General features: G+C 60.3%; 17 protein-coding genes. 13 read left to right on the forward strand and 4 right to left on the reverse strand.

Annotation, left to right across the window (positions count from 1 at the left end):
* Positions 1-211: 211 nt before the first annotated feature.
* The 4 genes from doeB2 (at position 212) to IE111_RS14180 (ending at position 5,469) form a co-directional block, all read left to right on the forward strand.
* Complete coding sequence (gene doeB2 / locus IE111_RS14165; RefSeq protein ID WP_189609868.1) at positions 212-1,384, forward strand: N(2)-acetyl-L-2,4-diaminobutanoate deacetylase DoeB2; 1,173 nt, start codon at positions 212-214, stop codon at positions 1,382-1,384.
* A gap of 53 nt (positions 1,385-1,437) precedes the next feature.
* Positions 1,438-2,724: an aspartate aminotransferase family protein gene (locus IE111_RS14170; protein ID WP_308427543.1), complete on the forward strand. Its 1,287-nt coding sequence runs from the start codon at positions 1,438-1,440 to the stop codon at positions 2,722-2,724.
* Positions 2,721-4,028, forward strand: coding sequence for an ectoine hydrolase (gene doeA / locus IE111_RS14175; RefSeq protein WP_189609869.1), 1,308 nt, complete (start codon positions 2,721-2,723; stop codon positions 4,026-4,028). Before IE111_RS14170 ends, doeA begins: the two co-directional genes overlap by 4 nt.
* Before the next feature lie 67 nt (positions 4,029-4,095).
* The gene (locus IE111_RS14180; protein ID WP_189609871.1) at positions 4,096-5,469 is read left to right on the forward strand and encodes an NAD-dependent succinate-semialdehyde dehydrogenase; all 1,374 of its coding nucleotides are present in this window, start codon (positions 4,096-4,098) and stop codon (positions 5,467-5,469) included.
* 293 nt (positions 5,470-5,762) lie between these two features.
* On the opposite strand, the gene IE111_RS14185 is transcribed toward IE111_RS14180, so the two are convergent.
* A complete protein-coding gene (locus IE111_RS14185) occupies positions 5,763-6,335 on the reverse strand; it encodes a TetR/AcrR family transcriptional regulator (RefSeq protein WP_189609873.1) in 573 nt (190 codons plus the stop codon).
* Between the two features lie 143 nt (positions 6,336-6,478).
* Here IE111_RS14185 and IE111_RS14190 point away from each other — a divergent pair, with 143 nt between their 5' ends.
* The 9 genes from IE111_RS14190 to IE111_RS14230 all read left to right on the forward strand — a co-directional run bounded on the left by IE111_RS14190 (position 6,479) and on the right by IE111_RS14230 (position 15,463).
* Positions 6,479-6,847 (forward strand): DUF6463 family protein, encoded by a 369-nt coding sequence (locus tag IE111_RS14190; RefSeq protein WP_189609875.1) that lies wholly within the window; start codon positions 6,479-6,481, stop codon positions 6,845-6,847.
* Positions 6,844-7,950 (forward strand): FAD-dependent oxidoreductase, encoded by a 1,107-nt coding sequence (locus IE111_RS14195; RefSeq protein WP_189609877.1) that lies wholly within the window; start codon positions 6,844-6,846, stop codon positions 7,948-7,950. Before IE111_RS14190 ends, IE111_RS14195 begins: the two co-directional genes overlap by 4 nt.
* A gap of 164 nt (positions 7,951-8,114) precedes the next feature.
* Positions 8,115-9,557, forward strand: a complete 1,443-nt coding sequence (locus tag IE111_RS14200) for an endonuclease (protein WP_189609879.1) — start codon at positions 8,115-8,117, stop codon at positions 9,555-9,557.
* 282 nt (positions 9,558-9,839) lie between these two features.
* Complete coding sequence (locus tag IE111_RS14205; protein WP_189609881.1) at positions 9,840-10,907, forward strand: NAD-dependent epimerase/dehydratase family protein; 1,068 nt, start codon at positions 9,840-9,842, stop codon at positions 10,905-10,907.
* Positions 10,908-10,971: 64 nt separating this feature from the next.
* Complete coding sequence (locus tag IE111_RS14210) at positions 10,972-11,970, forward strand: AraC family transcriptional regulator (protein WP_189609884.1); 999 nt, start codon at positions 10,972-10,974, stop codon at positions 11,968-11,970.
* Positions 11,971-12,051: 81 nt separating this feature from the next.
* Entirely contained in the window at positions 12,052-13,332 is a 1,281-nt protein-coding gene (locus tag IE111_RS14215) for an Hsp70 family protein (RefSeq protein WP_189609886.1), read from the forward strand.
* An 84-nt stretch (positions 13,333-13,416) separates the two neighbouring features.
* Entirely contained in the window at positions 13,417-14,205 is a 789-nt protein-coding gene (locus tag IE111_RS14220) for a hypothetical protein (protein WP_189609888.1), read from the forward strand.
* Positions 14,206-14,375: 170 nt separating this feature from the next.
* A complete protein-coding gene (locus IE111_RS14225) occupies positions 14,376-14,849 on the forward strand; it encodes a GFA family protein (RefSeq protein ID WP_189609890.1) in 474 nt (157 codons plus the stop codon).
* A gap of 41 nt (positions 14,850-14,890) precedes the next feature.
* Positions 14,891-15,463, forward strand: coding sequence for a hypothetical protein (locus IE111_RS14230; protein ID WP_189609892.1), 573 nt, complete (start codon positions 14,891-14,893; stop codon positions 15,461-15,463).
* A 61-nt stretch (positions 15,464-15,524) separates the two neighbouring features.
* Here IE111_RS14230 and IE111_RS14235 read toward each other — a convergent pair whose 3' ends face one another.
* The 3 genes from IE111_RS14235 to nirB all read right to left on the reverse strand — a co-directional run bounded on the left by IE111_RS14235 (position 15,525) and on the right by nirB (position 21,202).
* Positions 15,525-18,155, reverse strand: a complete 2,631-nt coding sequence (locus IE111_RS14235; protein ID WP_189609895.1) for a nitrate reductase — start codon at positions 18,153-18,155, stop codon at positions 15,525-15,527.
* An 8-nt stretch (positions 18,156-18,163) separates the two neighbouring features.
* A complete protein-coding gene (gene nirD, locus IE111_RS14240) occupies positions 18,164-18,511 on the reverse strand; it encodes a nitrite reductase small subunit NirD (RefSeq protein WP_189609897.1) in 348 nt (115 codons plus the stop codon).
* A 162-nt stretch (positions 18,512-18,673) separates the two neighbouring features.
* The gene (gene nirB, locus IE111_RS14245) at positions 18,674-21,202 is read right to left on the reverse strand and encodes a nitrite reductase large subunit NirB (RefSeq protein ID WP_189609899.1); all 2,529 of its coding nucleotides are present in this window, start codon (positions 21,200-21,202) and stop codon (positions 18,674-18,676) included.
* Positions 21,203-21,210: the final 8 nt, after the last annotated feature.

Raw genomic sequence — 21,210 nt, forward strand, 5'->3', positions numbered from 1 at the left:
GGCCGAATTGTAGCGGAGGCATCCTGAATGCAACGGCGTTCGGCTCGGTGCGAAAAAAATGTCTTGCAACCCTGCCGTTATTGAATCTAGGGTATCCGCAGTTCAGCGCTGTGCGATTTATCAATTCCTGACTATCCTGAAATGGCAGGCTGAACACGGTATGTGTGATTCGAGGAAAACTGTCAAAAATATTTGAAATAGGTGGTGTGACGTGGCGCAGCAGCATGCACAAAACTGGGATGCGTTTATCGAGGAATCGGTCGCGTTTCGGCGTGAATTGCATCGGCAACCCGAACTCAGCTGGTCGGAAGAACAAACGGCGGACAACATCCGTCGGCGCCTGACGGCACTGGGAATCGAATGGGAGCCCTGCGCTCAAACCGGCACCGTTGCCCGTCTGGCGGGACAGGCGAGCGGGCGCCACGTCGCGTTGCGCGCAGACATCGACGCCTTGCCCATACACGAAGACACCGGCGCCGACTGGTCTTCCCAAACCGACGGGTGCATGCATGCCTGCGGTCACGACGGTCACACCGCCACCTTGTTCGCCGCCGCTCAGTGGCTGAAGCAGCACGAAGCCGAATTGCCGGGTCCGGTCACGCTCCTGTTCCAACCCGCCGAAGAAGGCGGCCACGGCGCCAAACGCATGATCGAAGACGGTGCCTTGAAGGGCGTGGACGCGGTTTTCGGCTGGCATAACTGGCCGGCCATCCCGTTCGGGCAGGCGGTGTGTCCCAATGGCGCCGTCATGGCCGGCAACGGCACCTTCAAGATCGAAGTGCGCGGGCAGGGCGGTCATTCCAGCCAGCCCGAGGTGTGCCGCGACCCGGTTCTGGCCGGCTCCGCCATCGTTGTGGCGTTGCAGCAAATCGTCAGCCGGCGTCTGGCTCCCCAGGATGCCACCGTGTTCAGCGTCACCTCTTTCGATGCGCGCAGCGGCGTCACCATCATACCCGACTCCGCGACGCTCGAAGGCAGTTTTCGCCTCGCCAATCCCGACCAGCGCGATACCCTGGCGACCCTGATCGACGACATCGCCCAATCCACCGCGCGGGCCCATGGCGTGGAGTGCGACGTCAGCGTTTATCCGCGTTACGGGGCGACCATCAACCACCCGGAAGAGGCGTCGCTCTACCGGCAGGCGTTGCAGGACGAATTCGGGTCCGACGTGATCAGTCAGTCCACCCCGGTTCCCATCATGGCCTCGGAAGACTTCAGCTATTACCTGAATGAAGTCCCGGGCGCCTTCGCCCTGATCGGGTCGGACGACGGCCGGCAACACGATATTCCGTGCCACAGTCCGAAATACGACTTCAACGACGCGCTGATCCCCCATGTGGCGCGCATTTACGCTCGACTGGCCGGGGCACCCATACCGGACTGATCCATGGTCTACACTCGACCTAACCAACCAAGCTCGACAGAGGAGGGGCTGATATGGCTGATATGAACGTGTTTGAACAGTGGGAATCCAATATCCGTGGCTATTGCCGTTTGTATCCCACGGTGTTCAAGTCGGCCTCGAATGCGAGGCAGGTAGACGAAGCCGGGAAGTCTTACATCGACTTCTTCGCCGGTGCCGGTGTGCTCAATTTCGGGCACAACAACGAGCACATGAAAAAAGCGTTGATCGAGTTCATTCAGAACGATGGTGTGGCGCACAGTCTGGACACCTACACCACCGTCAAGCGCGACTTTCTGGATAAATTCGCCGACACCATTCTCAAGCCGCGCAACATGAACCACAAAATGCAGTTCATGGGGCCCACCGGCACCAACGCCGTTGAAGCGGCGCTCAAGCTGGCACGCCGGGTCACCGGTCGCAAGAACGTGGTCGCTTACAGCCACGGCTTTCACGGTATGACGCTGGGCTCGCTGGCCTGCACAGCCAACGCCGTCTTCCGCAATGCCGCCGGTGTACCGCTGGAGCATGTGGTGCGCCAGCCCTTTGGCTGTGAAACCCGCTGCGAAGGCTGCGAAATGGGATGCGGTACCGAAGCGGTCGACCGTCTGCGTGCGCAGTTCGAGGATTCCTCCAGCGGCCTGGAAAAACCGGCGGCGTTTCTGGTCGAGGCCATCCAGGCCGAGGGCGGTGTCCACGTCGCCAGCCAGGAATGGTTGCAGGCGGTTCAAAAGCTGGCGCACGACCTGGGCGCCTTGTTCATCATCGACGACATCCAGGCCGGTTGCGGCCGCACCGGCAGCTACTTCAGCTTCGACGGCATGGGGCTGGACCCGGACATCGTCACCCTGGCCAAGGGCATCGGCGGTTTCGGTACGCCGCTGGCGATGAACCTGGTCAAGCCGGAGCATGACGAACACTGGAACCCGGGTGAACACACCGGCACCTTCCGGGGACAGGGCTTCTCCTTCGTCGCCGGCGTGGAAGCGTTGAAATACTTCGACAACGACAACCTGATGACCGACACCAAGCGCAAGGGCGAGGTCTTGAAAGAACACCTGCAAGGCATTGTCAGCCAGCACTCCGGCAAACCGTTCCAGGTTCGCGGCAAAGGCATGATGCAGGCCATCGACCTGGGCGACGGTGCCCTGGCCAAAAAAGTGGCTCAAGAGTGTTTCAGCCAGGGATTGCTGATCGGTGCCTGTGGCACGGGCGGTAAGGTGTTGAAGTTGATTCCGCCGCTGACCATTCCCGATGCCGATCTCAATGAAGGTCTGGCCATTCTGTCGAAGGCTGTGAATACCGTTGTGGAGGGTGCATGAGACAGCGCGATGACATGACCTTTCCGTTCGAGGAGTACGTGCGGCGCCTGGACGGGTTGCGCGAGCGGATGGCCAAGCGCCTGCTCGATGCTGTGGTGATCACGGATCCGGAAAACCTGATGTACCTGACGGATTATCAGACCACGGGGTATTCGTTCTTCCAGTGCCTGGTCGTACCGCTGGAAGACGAACCCTTCATGATTACCCGTTACATGGAAGAGTCCAACATCCATGCCCGGACCTGGGTGAAGCATACCCGCCCTTATCCGGACACGGGGGATGCCATTCAGATGTTGGTCGAATCGCTGCGCGAGTTCGGTCTGGCCGGTAAGAACATCGGCTACGAACGGAACAGCTATTTCTTCCCGGCCTACCATCAGGACAGCATCCACACCACCTTTCTGGATGGTCAGTTGATGGACTGTTTCGGCATCGTCGAGGAAGGTCGTGTCTGCAAGTCGCCGGTCGAGATCGATGTCATGAAGAAAGCCGCACTTGCGACCGAGGCCGGCATGAAAGCCGGCTTCGATGCCTGCGTGGCCGGCGCGACGGAGAACGAGATCGGCGCGGCGGTATCCAACGCCATGTTCCGCGCCGGTGGCGAGCCGCCGGCGGTGATGCCCTACATCACCTCCGGACCGCGCACCATGATCGGCCATGCCACTTGGGAAGGCCGCACCGTTCAGCCGGGGGAGCACGTCTTTCTGGAAATCGGCGGCTGCTATCGGCGCTACCACACGGCCATGATGCGTACCGTCGTACTGGGTGACCTGACCGACTCGATGCATCACGCCCAGGAGCGTATGAAGCACGCGTTGCGGGAAGTGAAAAAGCTGATTCGTCCCGGACTGACCGTTTCGGATGTTGATAATCTGGTGCGCAACATCATTACGGACAATGACGTGGGCGCCCGACTGGTCACGCGGTCCGGTTATTCGATCGGCATCGCGTTTCCGCCGGCCTGGGACGAGGGCTATATCGTCAGCCTCAAACAAGGCGATTCCCGCGTTCTGGAGGAAGGCATGACCTTTCACATCCTGCCCTGGATGTGGGGCGTGGACGGCGACAAGACGGTCGGTATTTCCGACACCATTCGGGTGACTGATCGGGGCTGTGAGTCGTTCTTCACGCTGGACGAGGACTTCGTGGTCAAGCCGGAATTCGCGGCTCGCGAAATCGAACCCAGAGATGTGGCTCCCACAGTGGTCAATGAGCCTTCAAACGAACCCGAGGCGCCCAAATCGTCCGAAAAAAAGGCCCGGTCCAAGGGTAAGGAAAAACAAACCCAGGCCGCCGCCAACTGATGTCATATCAGGCCGGTGTCGCGGTGCGTCGGGTAGCGCGACACCCTACAATCAAAGAGGAATCAACATGCTGACAGCCACAGATCCAAGCACCGGAAAAATCGTGCGTGAAGTACAGCCGGCCAGTTCATCCGAGGTCGAGCGCATCCTGGTGACGGCGGACGCGGCCTATCAAAGCTGGCGGCAGACCACGTTCGATGAACGTGCACGTGTACTGAAGGATGTCGCCAAGCTGATGCGCGACGACATCGAAAACCTCGCCATTCTGATGACCGAGGAGATGGGCAAGCCGATCAAGGAAGCGCGGGGCGAAGTACAGAAAGCCGCCTGGTGCGCCGAACACTATGCCGAGCACGCCGAGGACTATCTGAAAACCGATACCATCGAATCTGATGCGACCCTCAGTTATGTCCAATATCGGCCGTTGGGTGTGATTCTCGGCATTTTGCCCTGGAACGCGCCTTTCTGGCTCGCGTTCCGCTATTGCGCCCCGACGCTGATGGCCGGCAACACCTGTGTGATGAAACACGACCCGCACGTACCGGCCTGTGCCGAGGCCATCGGCAAATTGTTCGAACGGGTCGGTGCGCCGGAAGGCATCTTCCAGAACCTGCCGTTGGAAACACCGGACGTGGAAAAAGTGATTCGCGACGACCGCATCCAAGCCGTGTCCTTCACCGGGTCGGAGAAAGGCGGGGCGGCCGTGGCCTCCATCGCCGCGTCCGAAATCAAGCATTCCGTGCTCGAACTCGGCGGCTCCGACCCGGCCATTGTGCTGTCCGATGCCAACCTGGAAGAAGCGGCGGATGTGATCACGCTGTCGCGCATCATCAACGCCGGCCAGAGCTGCATCGCCGCCAAACGCATCATTGTCGAAGCGCCGGTGTACGACCGCATGGTCGAACTGCTGGAAGAGCGGTTGGCTAAGCTCAAGCTCGGAGACCCGCGCGAAGAGACCACCGACATCGGCCCCATCGCCCGCCCGGATCTGCGCGACAACCTGCACCGCCAGGTGACCGAAACCGTCCAGGCCGGCGCTCGCTGCCTGCTGGGCGGTGAAATGCCCAGTGGTGACGGCTACTACTACCCGGTGACACTGCTCGCCGATGTCACCGAGGACATGACCGGCAGCTGCGAGGAAACCTTCGGGCCGATTGCCGTAGTGATGAAAGCCGAGAACGAAGTTCAGGCTCTGGCCATGGCCAACAACAGCCGCTATGGCCTGGCGGCCGCCATCTGGACCGATGCCAAGCGCGGCGAGGCTCTGGCTCCGCTGATCGAAACCGGCCAGGTCGCGATCAATGGCATCGTCAAGACCGACCCGAGGCTGCCGAGCGGTGGCATCAAGAAGTCCGGTTTTGGCCGCGAACTGGGTCCGCACGGCATTCGCGAATTCGTGAACGCCCAGCAGATCTGGATCGGCCCGAAAAAAGACGGCTGATTGGGAACCAAGTAGGGCAGAAGTGGTCCGACACATCGGGCGACAGCGATATCTGCCGTTTACAACAGTGCCGCTCAACTGAAACGACCGGCATTCACTTAGTAGGGCAGAAGAGCCTGAAGGGCGTTATCTGCCGTTTAATACGGTGCCTGTCAAAGAGACGAACGGCACCGTTGATAACGGCAGATAACGCCGTCGCTCTTCTGCCCTACTAATTCAGTGCCATTCGTTTCAACTCGCCGGCACCGCTGTAAACGGCAGATAACGCCCTTCGGGCTCTTCTGCCCTACAATTTATCCAGCCCCCAATCCAACCACCTCGCACTGTCCACGCAACAGCCTCAACCAATCCTCCACATCCATCTCCTCACCCCCAAGCCCCTCCACCAACACAAAGAAATAACTCGCCATCCAGGCTCGCGAGACCCAATACGCCCGCTCTTCCGTCAAACCATCTACGCCCGTCAATCGCCGGGACAATTCGGACATGAATCCGGTCAACTGGGACCCGAAGCCGCTCATATCAAACATCGAGGTGGTCAACAGCGCCCGACTCAACGTCGGATTCGAGGCGTAGAACCGGTACAGGTGGCGCGCATGAATCAGCAGAACCTCCAGCCCACCGCTGGACTTCGGAACCTCTTCGCGCGCCCAGGCGAGCGCCGACTCCACGTCGTTGTACAAAATCGCCCTCAACAGCGTCGGCTTGTCCGGGAAGTGTGAAAACACGGTGCCCACGCTGACGTCACATACCCGGGCCAGCTGCCGTGTGGTGGTGGGTTCATACCCCTGTTCAATGAACAATCGCTTGGCTTCCGCAAGCAGGCGATGGCGGGTGTCGGCTTTCTGTTGCTGGCGTTTGGACACGGTATGGGTTCCCGAAGACGTTCAGGGGCAGTGTATCGTTTTGTTGAGCATGTTCAATGAATCTTGACCGAGTGGCGTTTCAGGATAATAATGAACATGCTCAATGAGCATGATCAATCAGTATTTAAAACAAGGAAACGACAATGTCCAACCGAACTCTGGGTCTGTCACTGATCGCTCTGGCTTTACTGCATCAGGTGGTCGGTTTGCTGACCTTCCACCAACCCCTGAAGGACGCCATCGCTCTGGGCTGGTGGGCCTCCCAGGATCGTGATGAACCGCTTCGTGCGGTTATGTTCTGGTTCTTTTACTTTGGCTTTCTGCTCGCCTTGTGGGGCGAATCCATCCGGCATCGCACCGACCCGTTGCGCCGGGTGGAATGGGGCGGCGGGGCTCTGCTGTCGCTTTTGGGAGGAATGGCGATTCCGCCTTCCGGCTTCTGGGCCGTTATGGTGCTGTGCCTGGTGTATGGCTACCGACAGCGCTCCCGGACACTCGGGGTGCCGGTATGAAAGCGGGTGTCGATGCCAAACCCCGGGTGTTGATTCAGGGCGCGGGCATCGCCGGGCTGACACTGGCGGGACAGCTCGAGCGTCGGGGTGTGGACTATCGGATAGTGGAGCAGGCTCGAACGTTGGAACCGGTCGGGGCGGGCCTCGTCATTCAACCCAATGCTCGGGCGATCCTCGAAGGTCTGGGGTTGGGCGATGCATTGACTGAAGCCGGCTGTGGGTTAAAGACCATGTCCGTCGGTCCGGCCGGGCACGCCCGGAGCCTGACCTTTCCGAACCGACAGTTCGCGATCGGTGTGCATCGCGCCGACCTGCATCGGATGCTGCTGTCCATCGTGCCCGGGGAACGACTTCAGATGGGGGCCAGCCTGTCCGGTTGGCAGACCCGGGGTAATTGTATCGAGGCTCGATTGAATACGGGTGACGCCTGGACGGCGACCCATCTGATCGGTGCCGACGGTCTGCACTCCGCTGTTCGGCACCGACTGGAACCCTTGGACACGCTTCGCGACAGTGGCCAATGGTGCTGGCGCACGGTTCTGCCGGCCCAGCCCTTGGGTCCACACGGGCTGGAATGGGTACGCGGCACAACCCGCCTGGGCGCCATTCCCATCGGTGGCCATCGAACCTATCTGTATTGGGTGGAAACCGGTGCCGACGCGGCTTCAGCTCCAACGGTCCGTGATTTGAATGCTTGGGGGCCGGAAGGGCGAGCGTTGGCGGATGCCTTACCGACTGACCCGCATTGGCTCAGCCACCCGTTGTGCGACCGGCCCGTACGCTGGGGCACAGGCAACCGCCTGCTGATCGGTGACGCGGCGCATCCCGTGACACCCAACCTGGGGCAGGGCGCGGCCCTCGGCATGGAAGACGCCTGGGTGTTGGCCGGATTGCTGATGCAGGGGCGTGGATCGGCGGAGGCGCTGAAACGACAGCGCCATCGACGGGTCGATAACGTGCGGCGCTTGTCCTGGTGGGCAGGTCGATTCGCCCATGGACAGGGGCTCCCGGGAACCGGGTTGAGAGACCGGCTCTATCGGCTCATGCCACCCCAATGGATCCTGAGATCCCAGCAATCGTTCGTGGCCGGCTTTTTTCCCTAAAACCGCTTCCAAACAGAACAGAGTTCACAATTTGTGAACAAAAATCGATCAATGGGCTCGTATTGCCGTTGAGTCATAGACCTGTAAAAACTGTCTGTTAGGTTAGGTTTTCCTGAAAAGGAATAAGCAGTTTCCTCATAAATAACAAATAAGGCCAATAATCCATGAAGAAACGACTGACCTTCCTGACACTGGCACTGACGTGCCTGACCGCCCAAGGCGCCGCCCTGACCGAAGGGACACCGGTCAACTCACTGTCGGCATCCACCGGCAGTGCGCTGGACTATGAAATCGCCGTCCCGGCCGATGCCACCAACCTGAGCGTTAATCTCTCCGGCGGCTCCGGCGATGCGGACCTCTACGTTCGTGCCGGGGCTGTACCGACCACATCCAGCTACGATTGCCGGCCTTACCTGTCCGGCAACGATGAGACGTGTGACTTCGGTACACCGCAAACCGGGACCTATTACATCCAGGTTCGCGCTTATCAGAGTTTTTCCGATGTCTCTCTGTTGGCGACCTACGACAGCGCGAGTGGGGGTACCAGCCAGGCCCTGAGCAATGGCGAGACCCTGACCGGACTGTCGGGCGCGGACGGCTCCGAGACCCACTACCATCTGGACGTCCCCGGCGACGCCGAAAATCTGGTCGTCGGGATCAGCGGCGGCTCCGGCGATGCCGATCTGTACCTGAAGTACGGTACAAGCCCGACCTCATCCAGTTACGATTGCCGCCCCTATGAGGCCGGCAACGACGAGACCTGCAGCGTCGCGACCCCGCAAGCGGGGACCTACCACCTCATGGTTCGGGGCTATAACGCCTATTCGAACCTGAGCCTGACCGCGTCCTACAGCGATGGCGGGGGCTCCGGAAATGACGGCGCGACCTGGGACGGGTACGAGACTTACTACGCCGATGCCATCGGAAAAACCGGTTCAGCCCTCACCAGCGCCCTGAATGAAGCCGCCGCGCGCAACCACAGTCGAATGAGTTATTCCCAGGTATGGGATGCCCTGTCGTACACCGACGAAGACCCGAACAACAGCAACAACGTCATCCTGATCTACACCGGCCGGTCCCAGGACAAGGATTTCAGCGCCAGTGGCAATAACGACCAGGATGCCTGGAACCGCGAACACAGCTGGCCGAAGAGCCACGGTTTTCCGAGTTCCGGCGACTGGGCGTATACCGACATCCACCACCTGCGTCCGTCCGATGTGTCGGTCAACGCCGACCGGGGCAACAAGGACTACGACGACGGCGGCAGCCAGATCTCGGAAGCACCCGGCAACTACACCGACGCCGACAGCTTCGAGCCGCGCGACGCGGTGAAAGGCGATCTCGCGCGGATGATGTTCTACATGGATGTGCGCTACAACGGCAACGACGGCACCGGCGTCGGGGACTTGCAACTGGTGAACTACACCGGCACCAGTGGGAACAACCTGGGCGAATTGTGCACCCTCTATGCCTGGCACCAGCAAGACCCGGTCAGCCAGCGCGAAATCGATCGCCATGCACGCATCGTCGAACAGCAGGGCAACCGCAACCCCTTCGTCGACTACCCGGCCTGGGTGGACGAAATATGGGGATCGCAGTGTAATTAACACCCATCGGGGGGAGCCGGCATCGCGCCGGCTTCTCCCGCTCCATTGTGTAAGTAGGTTGGATCGGTCCGACGGTTCGGTAGCGCGTCTGCGCGTAATCCAACACCGAGCTATTGCCTCCAAAGTAAACCGTCCTACCAATGAACCTGTCGGACGACGCCTGCGGCGACCAGCCAATCAAATGGCACAAAGTGCAAGCAGGACGGCGCGTTCTGCTAGTGAGTGTGGTTAGACTGCGGTCTATCATGCTCTCCATCCAAAGATACCCCAAGGAGAGACCGCATGACCCGAATTGACCGCAACGCCCCGGTTATGGTGACCGGCGCCACCGGCTATGTAGCCGGCGTATTGGTCCGCAAACTGCTCGAAGCGGGCCTGACGGTCCACGCCCCGGTACGCGACCCCGACAACACCGACAAGCTGAAATACCTGAACGACGTCGCGGCCAACACACCCGGAACCCTTCGGTATTTCAAGGCCGATCTACTGGACAAGGGCTCCTACGCGGAGGCCATGGAAGACTGCGAACTGGTGTTTCACACCGCCTCTCCCTTCTTCAACAGCGTCGAGGATCCGCAAAAAGAGCTGGTGACACCGGCTCTGGAAGGCACCCGCAATGTGTTGGAGACCGCCAACCGGACCCCCTCGGTCAAGCGCGTGGTGCTGACCAGCAGTTGTGCCGCCATCTACAGCGAGTGCGCTGATCTCGACAAGACCCCCGATGGCGTATTCACCGAGGACGTCTGGAACACCACCTCGACGCTGGACGACAACCCTTATTCCTATTCCAAAACCGTCGCGGAACAGGCCGCCTGGGAGATCAACAAGGCCCAATCGCGCTGGGACCTGGTGGTCGTCAACCCGAGCCTGGTCATCGGCCCGGGCCTGAACCCGTTCGCCACCTCGGAGAGTTTCAACATCATCCGCCGCTTTGGCGATGGCACCCTGAAGTCCGGCTGTCCGCGTTTCGGCATCGGCGCGGTGGATGTCCGCGACCTGGCCGAAGCCCACTATCAGGCCGGGTTCACACCGGAGGCGCAAGGTCGCCACATCATATCCGGCCATAACACCGACCTGTTCGAGATGGCCCGGACTCTGCAGGATCGATATGGCGACCGCTTTCCGATTCCGCGCCGCCCCTTACCCAAGTGGCTGCTCTGGCTGGTCGGCCCGCTGGTGGACAAGGAGATGACGCGCAAGTTGATCGCCCGGAATGTCGATTTGCCCTGGAAAGCCGACAACAGCAAGAGCAAACGGGCCCTCGGCATGACCTATCGGCCGCTCGCCGAGTCCGTGAACGATTTCTTCCAGCAAATGGTGGACAGCGGGCAACTGAAACCCCGGTCGTGATGGTATCCTGAACCGGGTGAGCACCCGGCCCGGGTGGTCGGTCTATTCGACAAGTGGGAGAACAATGAACACGACCTTGAGATTCGCGGTCAGCCCCAGTTGGCGGACCATCCTGACCGACCTCGGCCTCAACGTCGCCGAGGTGCTCCGGCGCGCCGATTTGCCAGCGGACCTGTTCAGTCGCCCCAACGCGGGTCTGTCCACCGAAGCGTATTTTCGGCTCTGGCGCGCCATCGAGTTCATGGTGGATGACGCTGCCTTTTCGTTTCACATTCTGCGTGGCCTGAACAGCGAAGCGTTCAGTCCGCCCCTGTTCGCCGCCTACTGCAGCCCGGACCTGAACACCGCGCTGCAGCGGTTGCGGCAATTCAAACCCCTGATTTGCCCCATGACCCTCGACATCGACACCGGCAAGGACGCCACCCGGGTCACACTGCGCTTCCTGGAGAACCGGTGGGACATTCCTCCGTCGCTGATCGCGCTGGAAGTCGGTTTTTTCGTGCAACTGGCCCGGATGGCCACGCGCGAGCCGATTGTTCCACTGCGTGTAACCACACCGACTGCCTTCCCGGCCATCGACGCATGCACCGAGTATTTCGGTGTGACACCAGAGCTCGATAACACCATTACCGTGACCTTCGGTGCCGAGGATGCCGCCAAACCCTTCATTACTGAGAATTCCGAGATGTGGGCCTTCTTCGAGCCCGGTCTGCGCAAACGCCTGTCGGAAATCAACACCGATAGCGGCATGGCCGAACGCGTGCGCAGCGCCTTGCTGGAATTGCTGCCCGTCGGGAAAAGCAGCGTCGATGACCTGGCCGGTCAACTGCACGTCAGCCGTCGCACCCTGCAGCGGCGCCTGTCCAGCGAAGGCACCAGCGTCAAGACCATTCTCGGCCAGGTGCGCGAAGAACTGGCCCGGTACTACATCACCCAGTCCGATCTGCCCTATGCCCAGATCTCTTTTCTGTTGGGCTATGAGGATCCGAACTCGTTTTTCCGGGCGTTTCATGCCTGGACCGGGGATACGCCCGAGTCGGTTCGCTCCCGGGCCATGCATTAAGGTGCGATCGCCTCCCCCTTCCGGAGGCGTTCCTGTATAATCCCGCGCCCTTTTTTCTGTGAACGGCCGGGAGGATGATGCATGATCTGTGGACTGGACTTTGGAACCTCGAATTCCACCGTGGGCGTCTTCAAAGACGGCCGGGCGCAGATGGTGCCGCTGGAATACGACCCGCGTACCGGGCAACAGGAAACCACCTTACCCAGCGCCCTGTTTTTCGACTTCGAGACCAATGACATACACTTCGGACGCCGGGCGATCGCTCATTACACTCAGGGTGAGTTCGGACGCCTGATGCGTTCGATGAAGTCCATACTCGGTACGCGCCAGATGGACGAAGGCACCCAGATCAAGACCCGTGTTTATTCGTTCAACGACATCATCGGATTCTTCGTTCAAAGCCTGAAGGAACGCGCCGAAGCCTTCGCCGGGAAACCACTGACTCACGTCGTACTGGGTCGGCCCGTGCATTTCAGCGACAATCACCCCGAGTTGGACCAGGCCGCCGAAGCTCGTATGGCCGACATCGCCCACAAGGTCGGCTTCCAGGACGTCTCCTTTCAATACGAACCCATCGCCGCCGCCTACGACTACGAACAGCAGGTGGACGGCGAAGAGCTCGCCCTGATCATCGACGTGGGCGGCGGCACCTCGGATTTCACGCTGATCCGTCTGGCCAAGTCGCGCAGCCAACTGGCTGACCGCTCCAGCGACATCCTCGCCAATCACGGCGTTCACATCGGCGGCACCGATTTCGACCGGAACATATCGCTTGCCACCGTCATGCCCCTGCTCGGCATGAATGTCTGCTATAAGGACAAGCCGACACTCAGCATGCCCAGACACTATTTTGTGGATCTGGCCACCTGGCACCGCATCCACTGGCTGTACGAACCCAAGGTGCTGCGCGACATCGCGGATTTACGTCTGCAGATGCGCGAACGCGAGCCCATCGATCGGCTGATGACCGTTCTGAAAAACAAGGCGGGTCACCGACTGGCCGGCGAAGTCGAACGAGCCAAGATCGACTTGTCCCAGGTGGACGAGACTCAGTTGGATCTGTCGTTTCTGTTGGAGGCTGAAGACGGGGGCCCGCAACCCACCGCAACCCAAGCGACCATGAACGAAGCCATTGCCGACGATGTGAATCGTGTGTTCCGCACCGTCGACGAGACTCTGGTTCAATCCGGCCTGGGCAAAAGCGACATTCAAACCATTTTCACCACGGGCGGTTCAACCGCCTTGCCGACCATCCGATCCATGATTCAATCACGCTTTCCCGATGCGAAATGGGTCAGTGGGGATCTGTACAACTCCGTAGGCAAAGGCCTGGCGTTGGAGGCCCGACGTCGGTACCTTTAGCGCCCAACAGTTGGGTGGGGATTAGGCTTTTCCCTGTCTGACCCGACAGTTAATGTCTGATGAAAGCCGATAATGGGAGGGACTATGCACCAAAGGATACTGACTTTGCTATTGGCAGGGTTGCTGGCGTTTTGTGAAGCCGTTTACTCGGACAGCGCTGGATTCGGTTGTGGAGCCGTGGGGGCTTCACTGGTCGAAGACGAAGACATCGTCGTTGTTGGCGAGTACCACGGTACGAAAGAAATCCAACCGCTGTTTTTCGACCTTGTTTGCCATTTCCGAAACACGACTGACCATCGCATTCTTGTCGGTTTGGAATTGTCATCGGAGTTAACACCGGTTTTCAACGCCGACTACGCGGACGCGGCCGCCTTTTCCGAGGCTGTGTTTCAGTCGGAACATTGGGGCCCCTACAGCGATGGACGCCACAGTCCTGCTATGAAAGCACTGCTGGTGGATTTGTATCGGCTAAAGCGAGCCAACTCATCCGAACTGATGATCCTGGGGTTGGTCGAGGAGGACTGGGATGAAGAAGCGCCTGGTCGAATGGACGGTTTCATCAAAACCCAGGCCATCGACAAGACCTTTATCCTGGTTGGGAACTGGCACGCGAGACGGACCCGGAGCCAGGGGTATGACGCCTACCCCTTCGTGCACCAACTGCGCGGATTCGACTATCATATCGCCACCTATGATACTTGGGCGGGCGGAGGCGAAGTGTGGGCCTGTACCGAGGAATGCGGTCCCATGGAGGTCTTTCCTCGCGAGGTGTCGAATAGCCAGCAAGGTCTATACAACCTGGGCTGCGAAGGCACCGATGAATGTCCTTACGATGGCTTTCTGTATACCGATTCGCTGAGCATTTCGAAATGAAGGTCGGCGTCGGTCCACTGTAGACGATCGATTGGCACCCTGATGATCGATTGTAAAGATTGATCTTCAATCGTAATGGCGGGATATCCTGCCTGCCGCGACCGAGTTGAAGAATGTTACTTTGTCAGCTACACATGATCGCTGCCCTGTTTCTATGGAGGTGAGTGAAAATGAAGCTTGAAGGTTCCTGTCACTGTGGAGCGGTGCAATTCCAGTTACAGTCACCACACCCGTACCCATTCAACTACTGCTATTGCTCGATTTGCCGTAAAACCGCCGGTGGTGGCGGCTTTGCCATCAATCTCAGTGGGGATTACGACACGATGGAGGTCCAGGGCCGGGAACACATCAATGTCTATCATGCACGGTTGAACGGGAAAGTGAGTGAAGGCGAACGGCATTTCTGCAAACATTGCGGCAGTGCCCTGTGGGTATACGACCCGAATTGGCCGGATCTGGTGCACCCACACGCCTCGGCGATCGATACTGAATTGCCCAAGCCGCCGGAGAAGGTGCACCTGATGTTGGCGAGCAAGGCATCCTGGGTGGATGTGGCTTCGGGGCCTCGGGACAGGGTGTTTGATGAGTATCCCGACGAATCCATCGCAGCGTGGCATGAACGGTTGGGATTGGTGCGGGATTGAGATTCGAAATTCCATTGGGCAAGTTAAGGAGCCGTGCTGAAATGAAGGTTCGACGCTGTTTCTTGAGATTCTGTGTGGCTGTTGGGATGGGGGCTGTTTCGTTGGCGTATGCCAATACTGGATGGCCGGAACCCGAATGCGCGGAAGGTAAACACTGGTTGGAGTTCGCCGAAGTGGCGTTCTGCTTTAACCGCGATGACATTCAGTTCTTGAACTATCTGAACCTCAGCTCTCCGTCGATGCAGATCAACTTTAACCCGGAAACGAATGCCATTACACAAATGAGCGTGGGTCGTCTGGATGAACAGCAAACAACCGGAGGGTTGCACGATCAACTGGGGCTGTCTGTCCGGGACATGTTTGTTGACTTGACCACGGGAGTACTGTCTAAAGGGCCCGATAAAGAAATCGTTAATACGATTTTGACCGTCGATGCGGCCACTGATTTTCGTCACTATCAAAAGGCGGGTCTGGATGCCTTTGTCATTCTACGTAAATCCAGCATGTGGGACGCCATTTTCATCGTCGACGAAAAACGGGAAGGTTCCATTCACCTGACGGGTCAGTTCCAGCCGGCGGACGTCGAGTGGCTACTGGCTCGACTTCGTTGGTAAAGCGAAATCCGGCCCCTTCCTCAATGCTCCAACCCTTCAGTGAGCGAGGAAGGGGTGTTGTTCACCCTGGTGTTGTAACCGACGTTTCGACAATTTTAACCACCTCGGTCAGGCAACTTCCGCACGACGTGCTGCACTTCAACGCCTGCTGAACATCCTCTAGCCCGGCTTCCGTATTCTCCTCCAAATACTCCGCAATCTGCTTGTCCCGTACATTGAAGCATGTACACACTAACTTTCCACGGTCGAGGTCGCCCGCCGGCTGTCCGCGAACCCAGTCATCCATGCTGTCGTTGCCCTGGTCGAACTGTTGCTCCAGCCAATCGGTATCCGGTTCCGCGATGGGGTGTTCGGACAGGGACAGCCAGTGCGGATTGTTCGTCGGCGGACGTGAGATCGCCTGGAACCAGTGGTCGTGATCGTCGCTCAGGATGAGATCAGTGGCGTCCAGGTTCAGGCGTTGGCGCAGGTCGGTGACGGTGGCGTCGGTGTAGAACAATTGCCAGACGGTCATGCCGTTCAGGTGGTGCTTGAACCAGTGCGCGCCGTCCAACAGAGGGGTTGGCAGGTTGAAGCCGACGTAGAGGCCATGCACGGCAATCGGGACCGGTTCCACATCCACCAGGGCGTGTTTGCTTTCCGGTTGGCCGGCGAGCGGGTCGACTTTGGGCGGGATGACCTGGGCGACACCGCCTTCGGAGGCGAAGGTCTGGTTCCAGTGCATGGGCGCGAACAATTGGCCGGGTTGGACGGTGTCGGTGAGGTCGGCCCGGGCCAGGAACCGTCCTTGTTCGTTGTGGACCCTTACCAGGGCGTCGGCGGCGATGCCGAGTCGGTCGGCGTCGATCGGGTGCATGGCGAGCGTGAAGTCTCGGCGGTGCTGGGTCAGGCGTGGGGCGAAACCGGTGCGAGTCATGCTGTGCCATTGATCGCGAATGCGGCCGGTGTTGAGGCGCAATCGGTCGGTCGATTCGGTCGGCTCTTCCGGGGTGACCGGTATAAAGCGGGCCTTGCCGTCCGGCGTGGCAAAACGGCCGTCGGAGAACAGACGCGGTGTGGGCTCGCCGTCGTCGCTGAGCGGCCATTGCACCGGTTGCAGGTTGTCGTAGTCCGCCGGGGTCAGGCTGTCGAGGCCGGTCAGGTTGAACTGTCGGTGGCTGTCGGTGTTCAGGGTGCTCAGGCGTGCGTGTTCCCGAAACACATCGGCGGCGCGCTCATAGGCGAAGGCTTCTGTGTGCCCGAGTGACTGTCCGACCCGGGCCAGCGCCCACCAGTCCGGTTTGGCCTGGCCCGGCGGAATCAGGAACCCGCGCTGGCGCGACAAGCATCGTTCCGAGTTGGTGACGGTCCCGTCCTTTTCGCCCCAGGCCAGGGCGGGCAGTACGATGTCGGCGTAGGCCACTGTGTCGGTGTGCTGCACGACGTCGGAGACGATGACGGTCTCGACCCGCTCCAGTGCTTTTTTAACCAATGGCGCATCGGGCATGCTCGCCAGGGGGTTGGTGGCCAGAATCCACAACACCTTGATGCGACCTTCGGCGGCTGCTCTGAACAGATCCACGGCTTTCAGGCCCGGTTGCCGCGCCATGCGTTTGGCTTGCCAGAACTGTTCGACGGCGTCGACATTCTCCGGCGCGAAATCGCGGTGCGCGGCCAGCTGGTTCGCCAATCCGCCGACTTCGCGGCCGCCCATGGCATTGGGTTGGCCGGTGATGGAAAAGGGCGCGGCACCCGGCTTGCCAATGCGGCCGGTGGCCAGGTGCAGGTTGATGATGGTCTGGCTCTTGTCCACGCCGGAGCGGCTTTGGTTGATGCCCATCGACCAGGCCGTCACGGTTTTTTCGGTGGCGGCGAAGGTGTTGAAGAAACTCTGCACATCGGCGAGACGCAATCCGCAGTCTTCGGCGAGCTGCGGCAGGTCGGTGCCGGCGTGTTCACGGGCTTGCGCCAGGGTGTCGTCGAAGCCTTGGGTGTGGGTATCGATGTAGGCGCGGTCGATTTGGTTCCGGTCGGCCAGCCAGGCGAGCAGGCCGTTCAGCAGTCGTCCGTCGGTACCGGGTTTCAATGGCAGGTGCAGGTCCGCAGCTTCGGCGGTTTCGGTGCGGCGCGGGTCGATGACGATCAGCTGTTTGTGCGGGTTGTGTTGCCGGGCGTTTTGCAGGCGCTGGAATAGCACCGGGTGCGCCCAGGCGAGGTTGGAGCCGACCAGCACCACCAGGTCGGCCTGTTCCAGGTCGTCGTAATTGCCGGGCACCAGGTCTTCACCGAAAGCGCGGGTATGGGCGGCCACGGCGGAGCTCATGCACAGCCGGGAATTGGTGTCGACGTTGGCGGTGCCGAGGAAGCCCTTGGCCAGTTTGTTGGCGACGTAATAGTCCTCGGTCAGCAACTGGCCGGAGAGGTAAAAACCGATGCTGTCCGGGCCGTACTCGTCCAGCGCGACTTGCAGTCGGCCTGCGATCAGCTCGACGGCTGTGTCCCAGTCGGTGTCCCGGCCGTCGATGCTGGGATAGAGCAGTCGGTCTTTCAGCGGCAGGGTGTCGCCCAGGTGGGTGCCTTTGACGCACAAGCGGCCGCCGTTAGCGGGGTGGCTGGCCAAGCCCTTGACCCGGACCGACCGGTCGCCGCGACCGGGAACCTCGACGCCGCAGCCGACGCCGCAATATGCACAGGTGGTGTGAACCGCGGACATTCAGAGCCTCACTGGATGGAAATGTAGACGTGGTCGCCTTCGATGCGCGCCGGCCAGGTGTCCAGGCGGACGCTGTCGTCTTCCAGGCACTGGCCGTCTTCGAGGCTGAAGTGTTGTTTGTAGAGCGGGCTGGCTACGACGGTTTTGCCTTGCAGGTCGCCGGTCAGGCCCCGGGCGATGACGTTGGCGTTGCTGAATGGGTCTTTGTTGGCCAGGGCGTAGACGCGGTGTTCGTCCGGGAGGTAGAAGAGGGCGATTTGTTGGTTGTCGATTTTGGCGGCTACGCCGGAGTCCGGGACCAGGTCGTTTGTTGTGCAGATGGGGGTCCAGGTGTCGGGTTTCAGTTGGGCGGTCATGGTGGTTCTCTCCTGGTATTCGGGCTTTATTTCGGCAGATGTCGCTGCGCTCTTCTGCCCTACGTGTTAGGGGTTGAATTCTATGGCGGATAACGCCCTTCGGGCTCTTCTGCCCTACAGGTAATCGAATCCGGGGCAACAGTTGTTTGCCCCGGATATTTGTCAGGCGGTGGCGATCAGGTTTTGTTTTTCATCGTCCGTGGCCGGGCGGATCTGGTCTCGTTCCTGTACGAAGACGACATTGTCGTCCTCTTCCGGGCTGTTGACGAAGGTGCGGAAGCGTTTGAGTTTCTCTTCATCTTCGAGCGTCGCCTTCCATTCGCACTGGTAGGTGTCGATGACGCGTTCCATTTGCGCTTCGAGGTCCGCGTTGATGCCCAGGCTGTCGTTAAGGATGACATCTTTCAGGTAGTCGAGGCCGCCTTCGAGGTTTTCCATCCAGCGTGCGGTGCGTTGCAGGCGGTCGGCGGTGCGGATGTAGAACATCAGCAGGCGGTCGATGGTTTTGATCAGGGTGACGTCGTCGAGGTCGGTGGCGAACAGATCCGCATGGCGGGGTTTCATGCCGCCGTTGCCACAGACGTAGAGGTTCCAGCCGTTTTCGGTGGCGATGACGCCGATGTCCTTGCTCTGGGCTTCGGCGCATTCGCGGGTGCAGCCGGAGACGGCGAACTTGAGTTTGTGCGGTGCGCGCAAGCCCTTGTAGCGGTTCTCCAACAGAATCGCCATGCCGACCGAATCCTGAACGCCGTAGCGACACCAGGTGCTGCCGACGCAGGATTTCACCGTGCGTACCGATTTGCCGTAGGCGTGGCCGGTTTCGAAGCCGGCGTCGATCAGGGTCTGCCAGATGTCCGGCAACTGGTGCAACTGGGCGCCGAACAGGTCGATGCGTTGGCCGCCGGTGATCTTGGTGTAAAGGTTGTAGTCCTTGGCGACCTGGCCGATCACCAACAGCTTGTCCGGGGTGATCTCGCCGCCGGCGATGCGAGGCACGATGGAGTAGGTGCCGTCCTTCTGCATGTTGGCCAGGAAGGTGTCGTTGGTGTCCTGCAGTTTGACGTGCGGTTCATCGTGCACCAGCTCGTTCCAGACGCTGGCGAGGACGGAGGCGACCGCCGGTTTGCAGATGTCACAACCACGGCCCTGTCCGTGATGTTGAATCAGTTCGTCGAAGGTCTTGATCTCTTCCACCAGCACCAGGTGGTAGAGCTCCTGCCGGGTGTGACTGAAGTGTTCACACAGGGAGTGATCCACTTCGATGCCGCGCGCTTCCAGGGTGGCGTCCACCACGTCCTTCAGCATGGCCGCGCAGCCGCCGCAACCGGTGCTGGCGTCGGTCTCGCTTTTCACATCGCCGACGCTGCAGCAGCCGCCGTCGACGGCGCCCACGATGTCGCCCTTGGTGACGTTCAGGCAGGAACAGATGGTGGCCGTATCCGGCAGGGCGTCGACACCCAGTGCCGGGGTGGCGTCCGAGGTCGGCAGGATCAGACTGTCCGGTTCGGCCGGCAGTTCGATGTCGTTCAGGTGGTATTGCAGCAGTGTGTCGTACACGGAATTGTCGCCGACCAGAATGGCCCCGAGCAGGCGTTTGCCATCGGCGCTGGTGACGATCTTCTTGTAAACACCCTTGGCTTCGTTGTTGTAACGGAAGCTGATCGCACCGCTGGATGCGGCGTGGGCGTCGCCGATGGAGCCGACGTCCACACCCAGGAGCTTCAGCTTGGTGCTCATGTCGGCGCCGAGGAAGGGCGCCTCGCCACCGTCCAGGTGGGCGGCGGCGGCTTCGGCCATGCGGTAACCGGGTGCGACCAGGCCGAAGATCTTCTGATCCCACAGGGCGACTTCACCGATGGCATAGATGTCCGGGTCGGAGGTTTGGCAGTGGTTGTTGACGCAGATGCCGCCGCGCTCGCCCATGTCCAGGTCGCAGTCACGGCCCAGGGCGTCCTGCGGGCGAATGCCGGCGGAGAATACCAGCACGTCGGTGGTCAGGGGGTCTCCCTCGGCAAAGTTCAGTTGCAGGCGGCCGTCATCCAGCGTGTCGATGGACTGGGTGGCGGTCTGGGTGTGTACCGTGACGCCCAGCTCTTCGATTTTTGCGCGCAACACCTGCCCGGCGTCATCGTCCAGTTGCACCGGCATCAGGCGCGGGGCGAATTCGATGACGTGGGTGTGCAGGCCGAGAGACTTCAACGCGTTGGCCGCTTCCAGGCCCAACAGGCCACCGCCGATGACGACACCGGTGGTGCCTTCGGCCGCCGCCGAACGAATGGCGTCCAGGTCGTCGAGAGTGCGGTAGACAAAGCACCGCTCGGCCTCATGACCGGGGATCGGCGGCACGAACGGATAGGAACCGGTGGCAAGCACCAGTTTATCGTAAGCCAGTGTGTCGCCGTTGCTCAGGGTGACGGTCTTGGCCTGCCGATCGATGTGGTCGGCCTTCACGCCCAGGTGGGCTTCGATGCCGGCCTCTCGATAACCGTCCAGAGTACCCAGTGCCAGTTCGGCGTGGCCTTTGCCCTGGAAGTATTCGGACAGGTGCACACGGTCGTAGGCACTGTGGTGTTCTTCGCCGACGATGTGGACTTGCCAGGCATCGGCACCGGCCTGTTGGCGGAAGGATTCCGCGAAGTGATGGCCGACCATGCCGTTGCCGATAATGACGAGTTGCTGTCGTTGGGTCATGGGGTGCC

It is taken from the genome of Saccharospirillum salsuginis (genome assembly GCF_014651855.1).
In the GTDB taxonomy this organism is placed as follows: Bacteria; Pseudomonadota; Gammaproteobacteria; order Pseudomonadales; family Natronospirillaceae; genus Saccharospirillum; species Saccharospirillum salsuginis.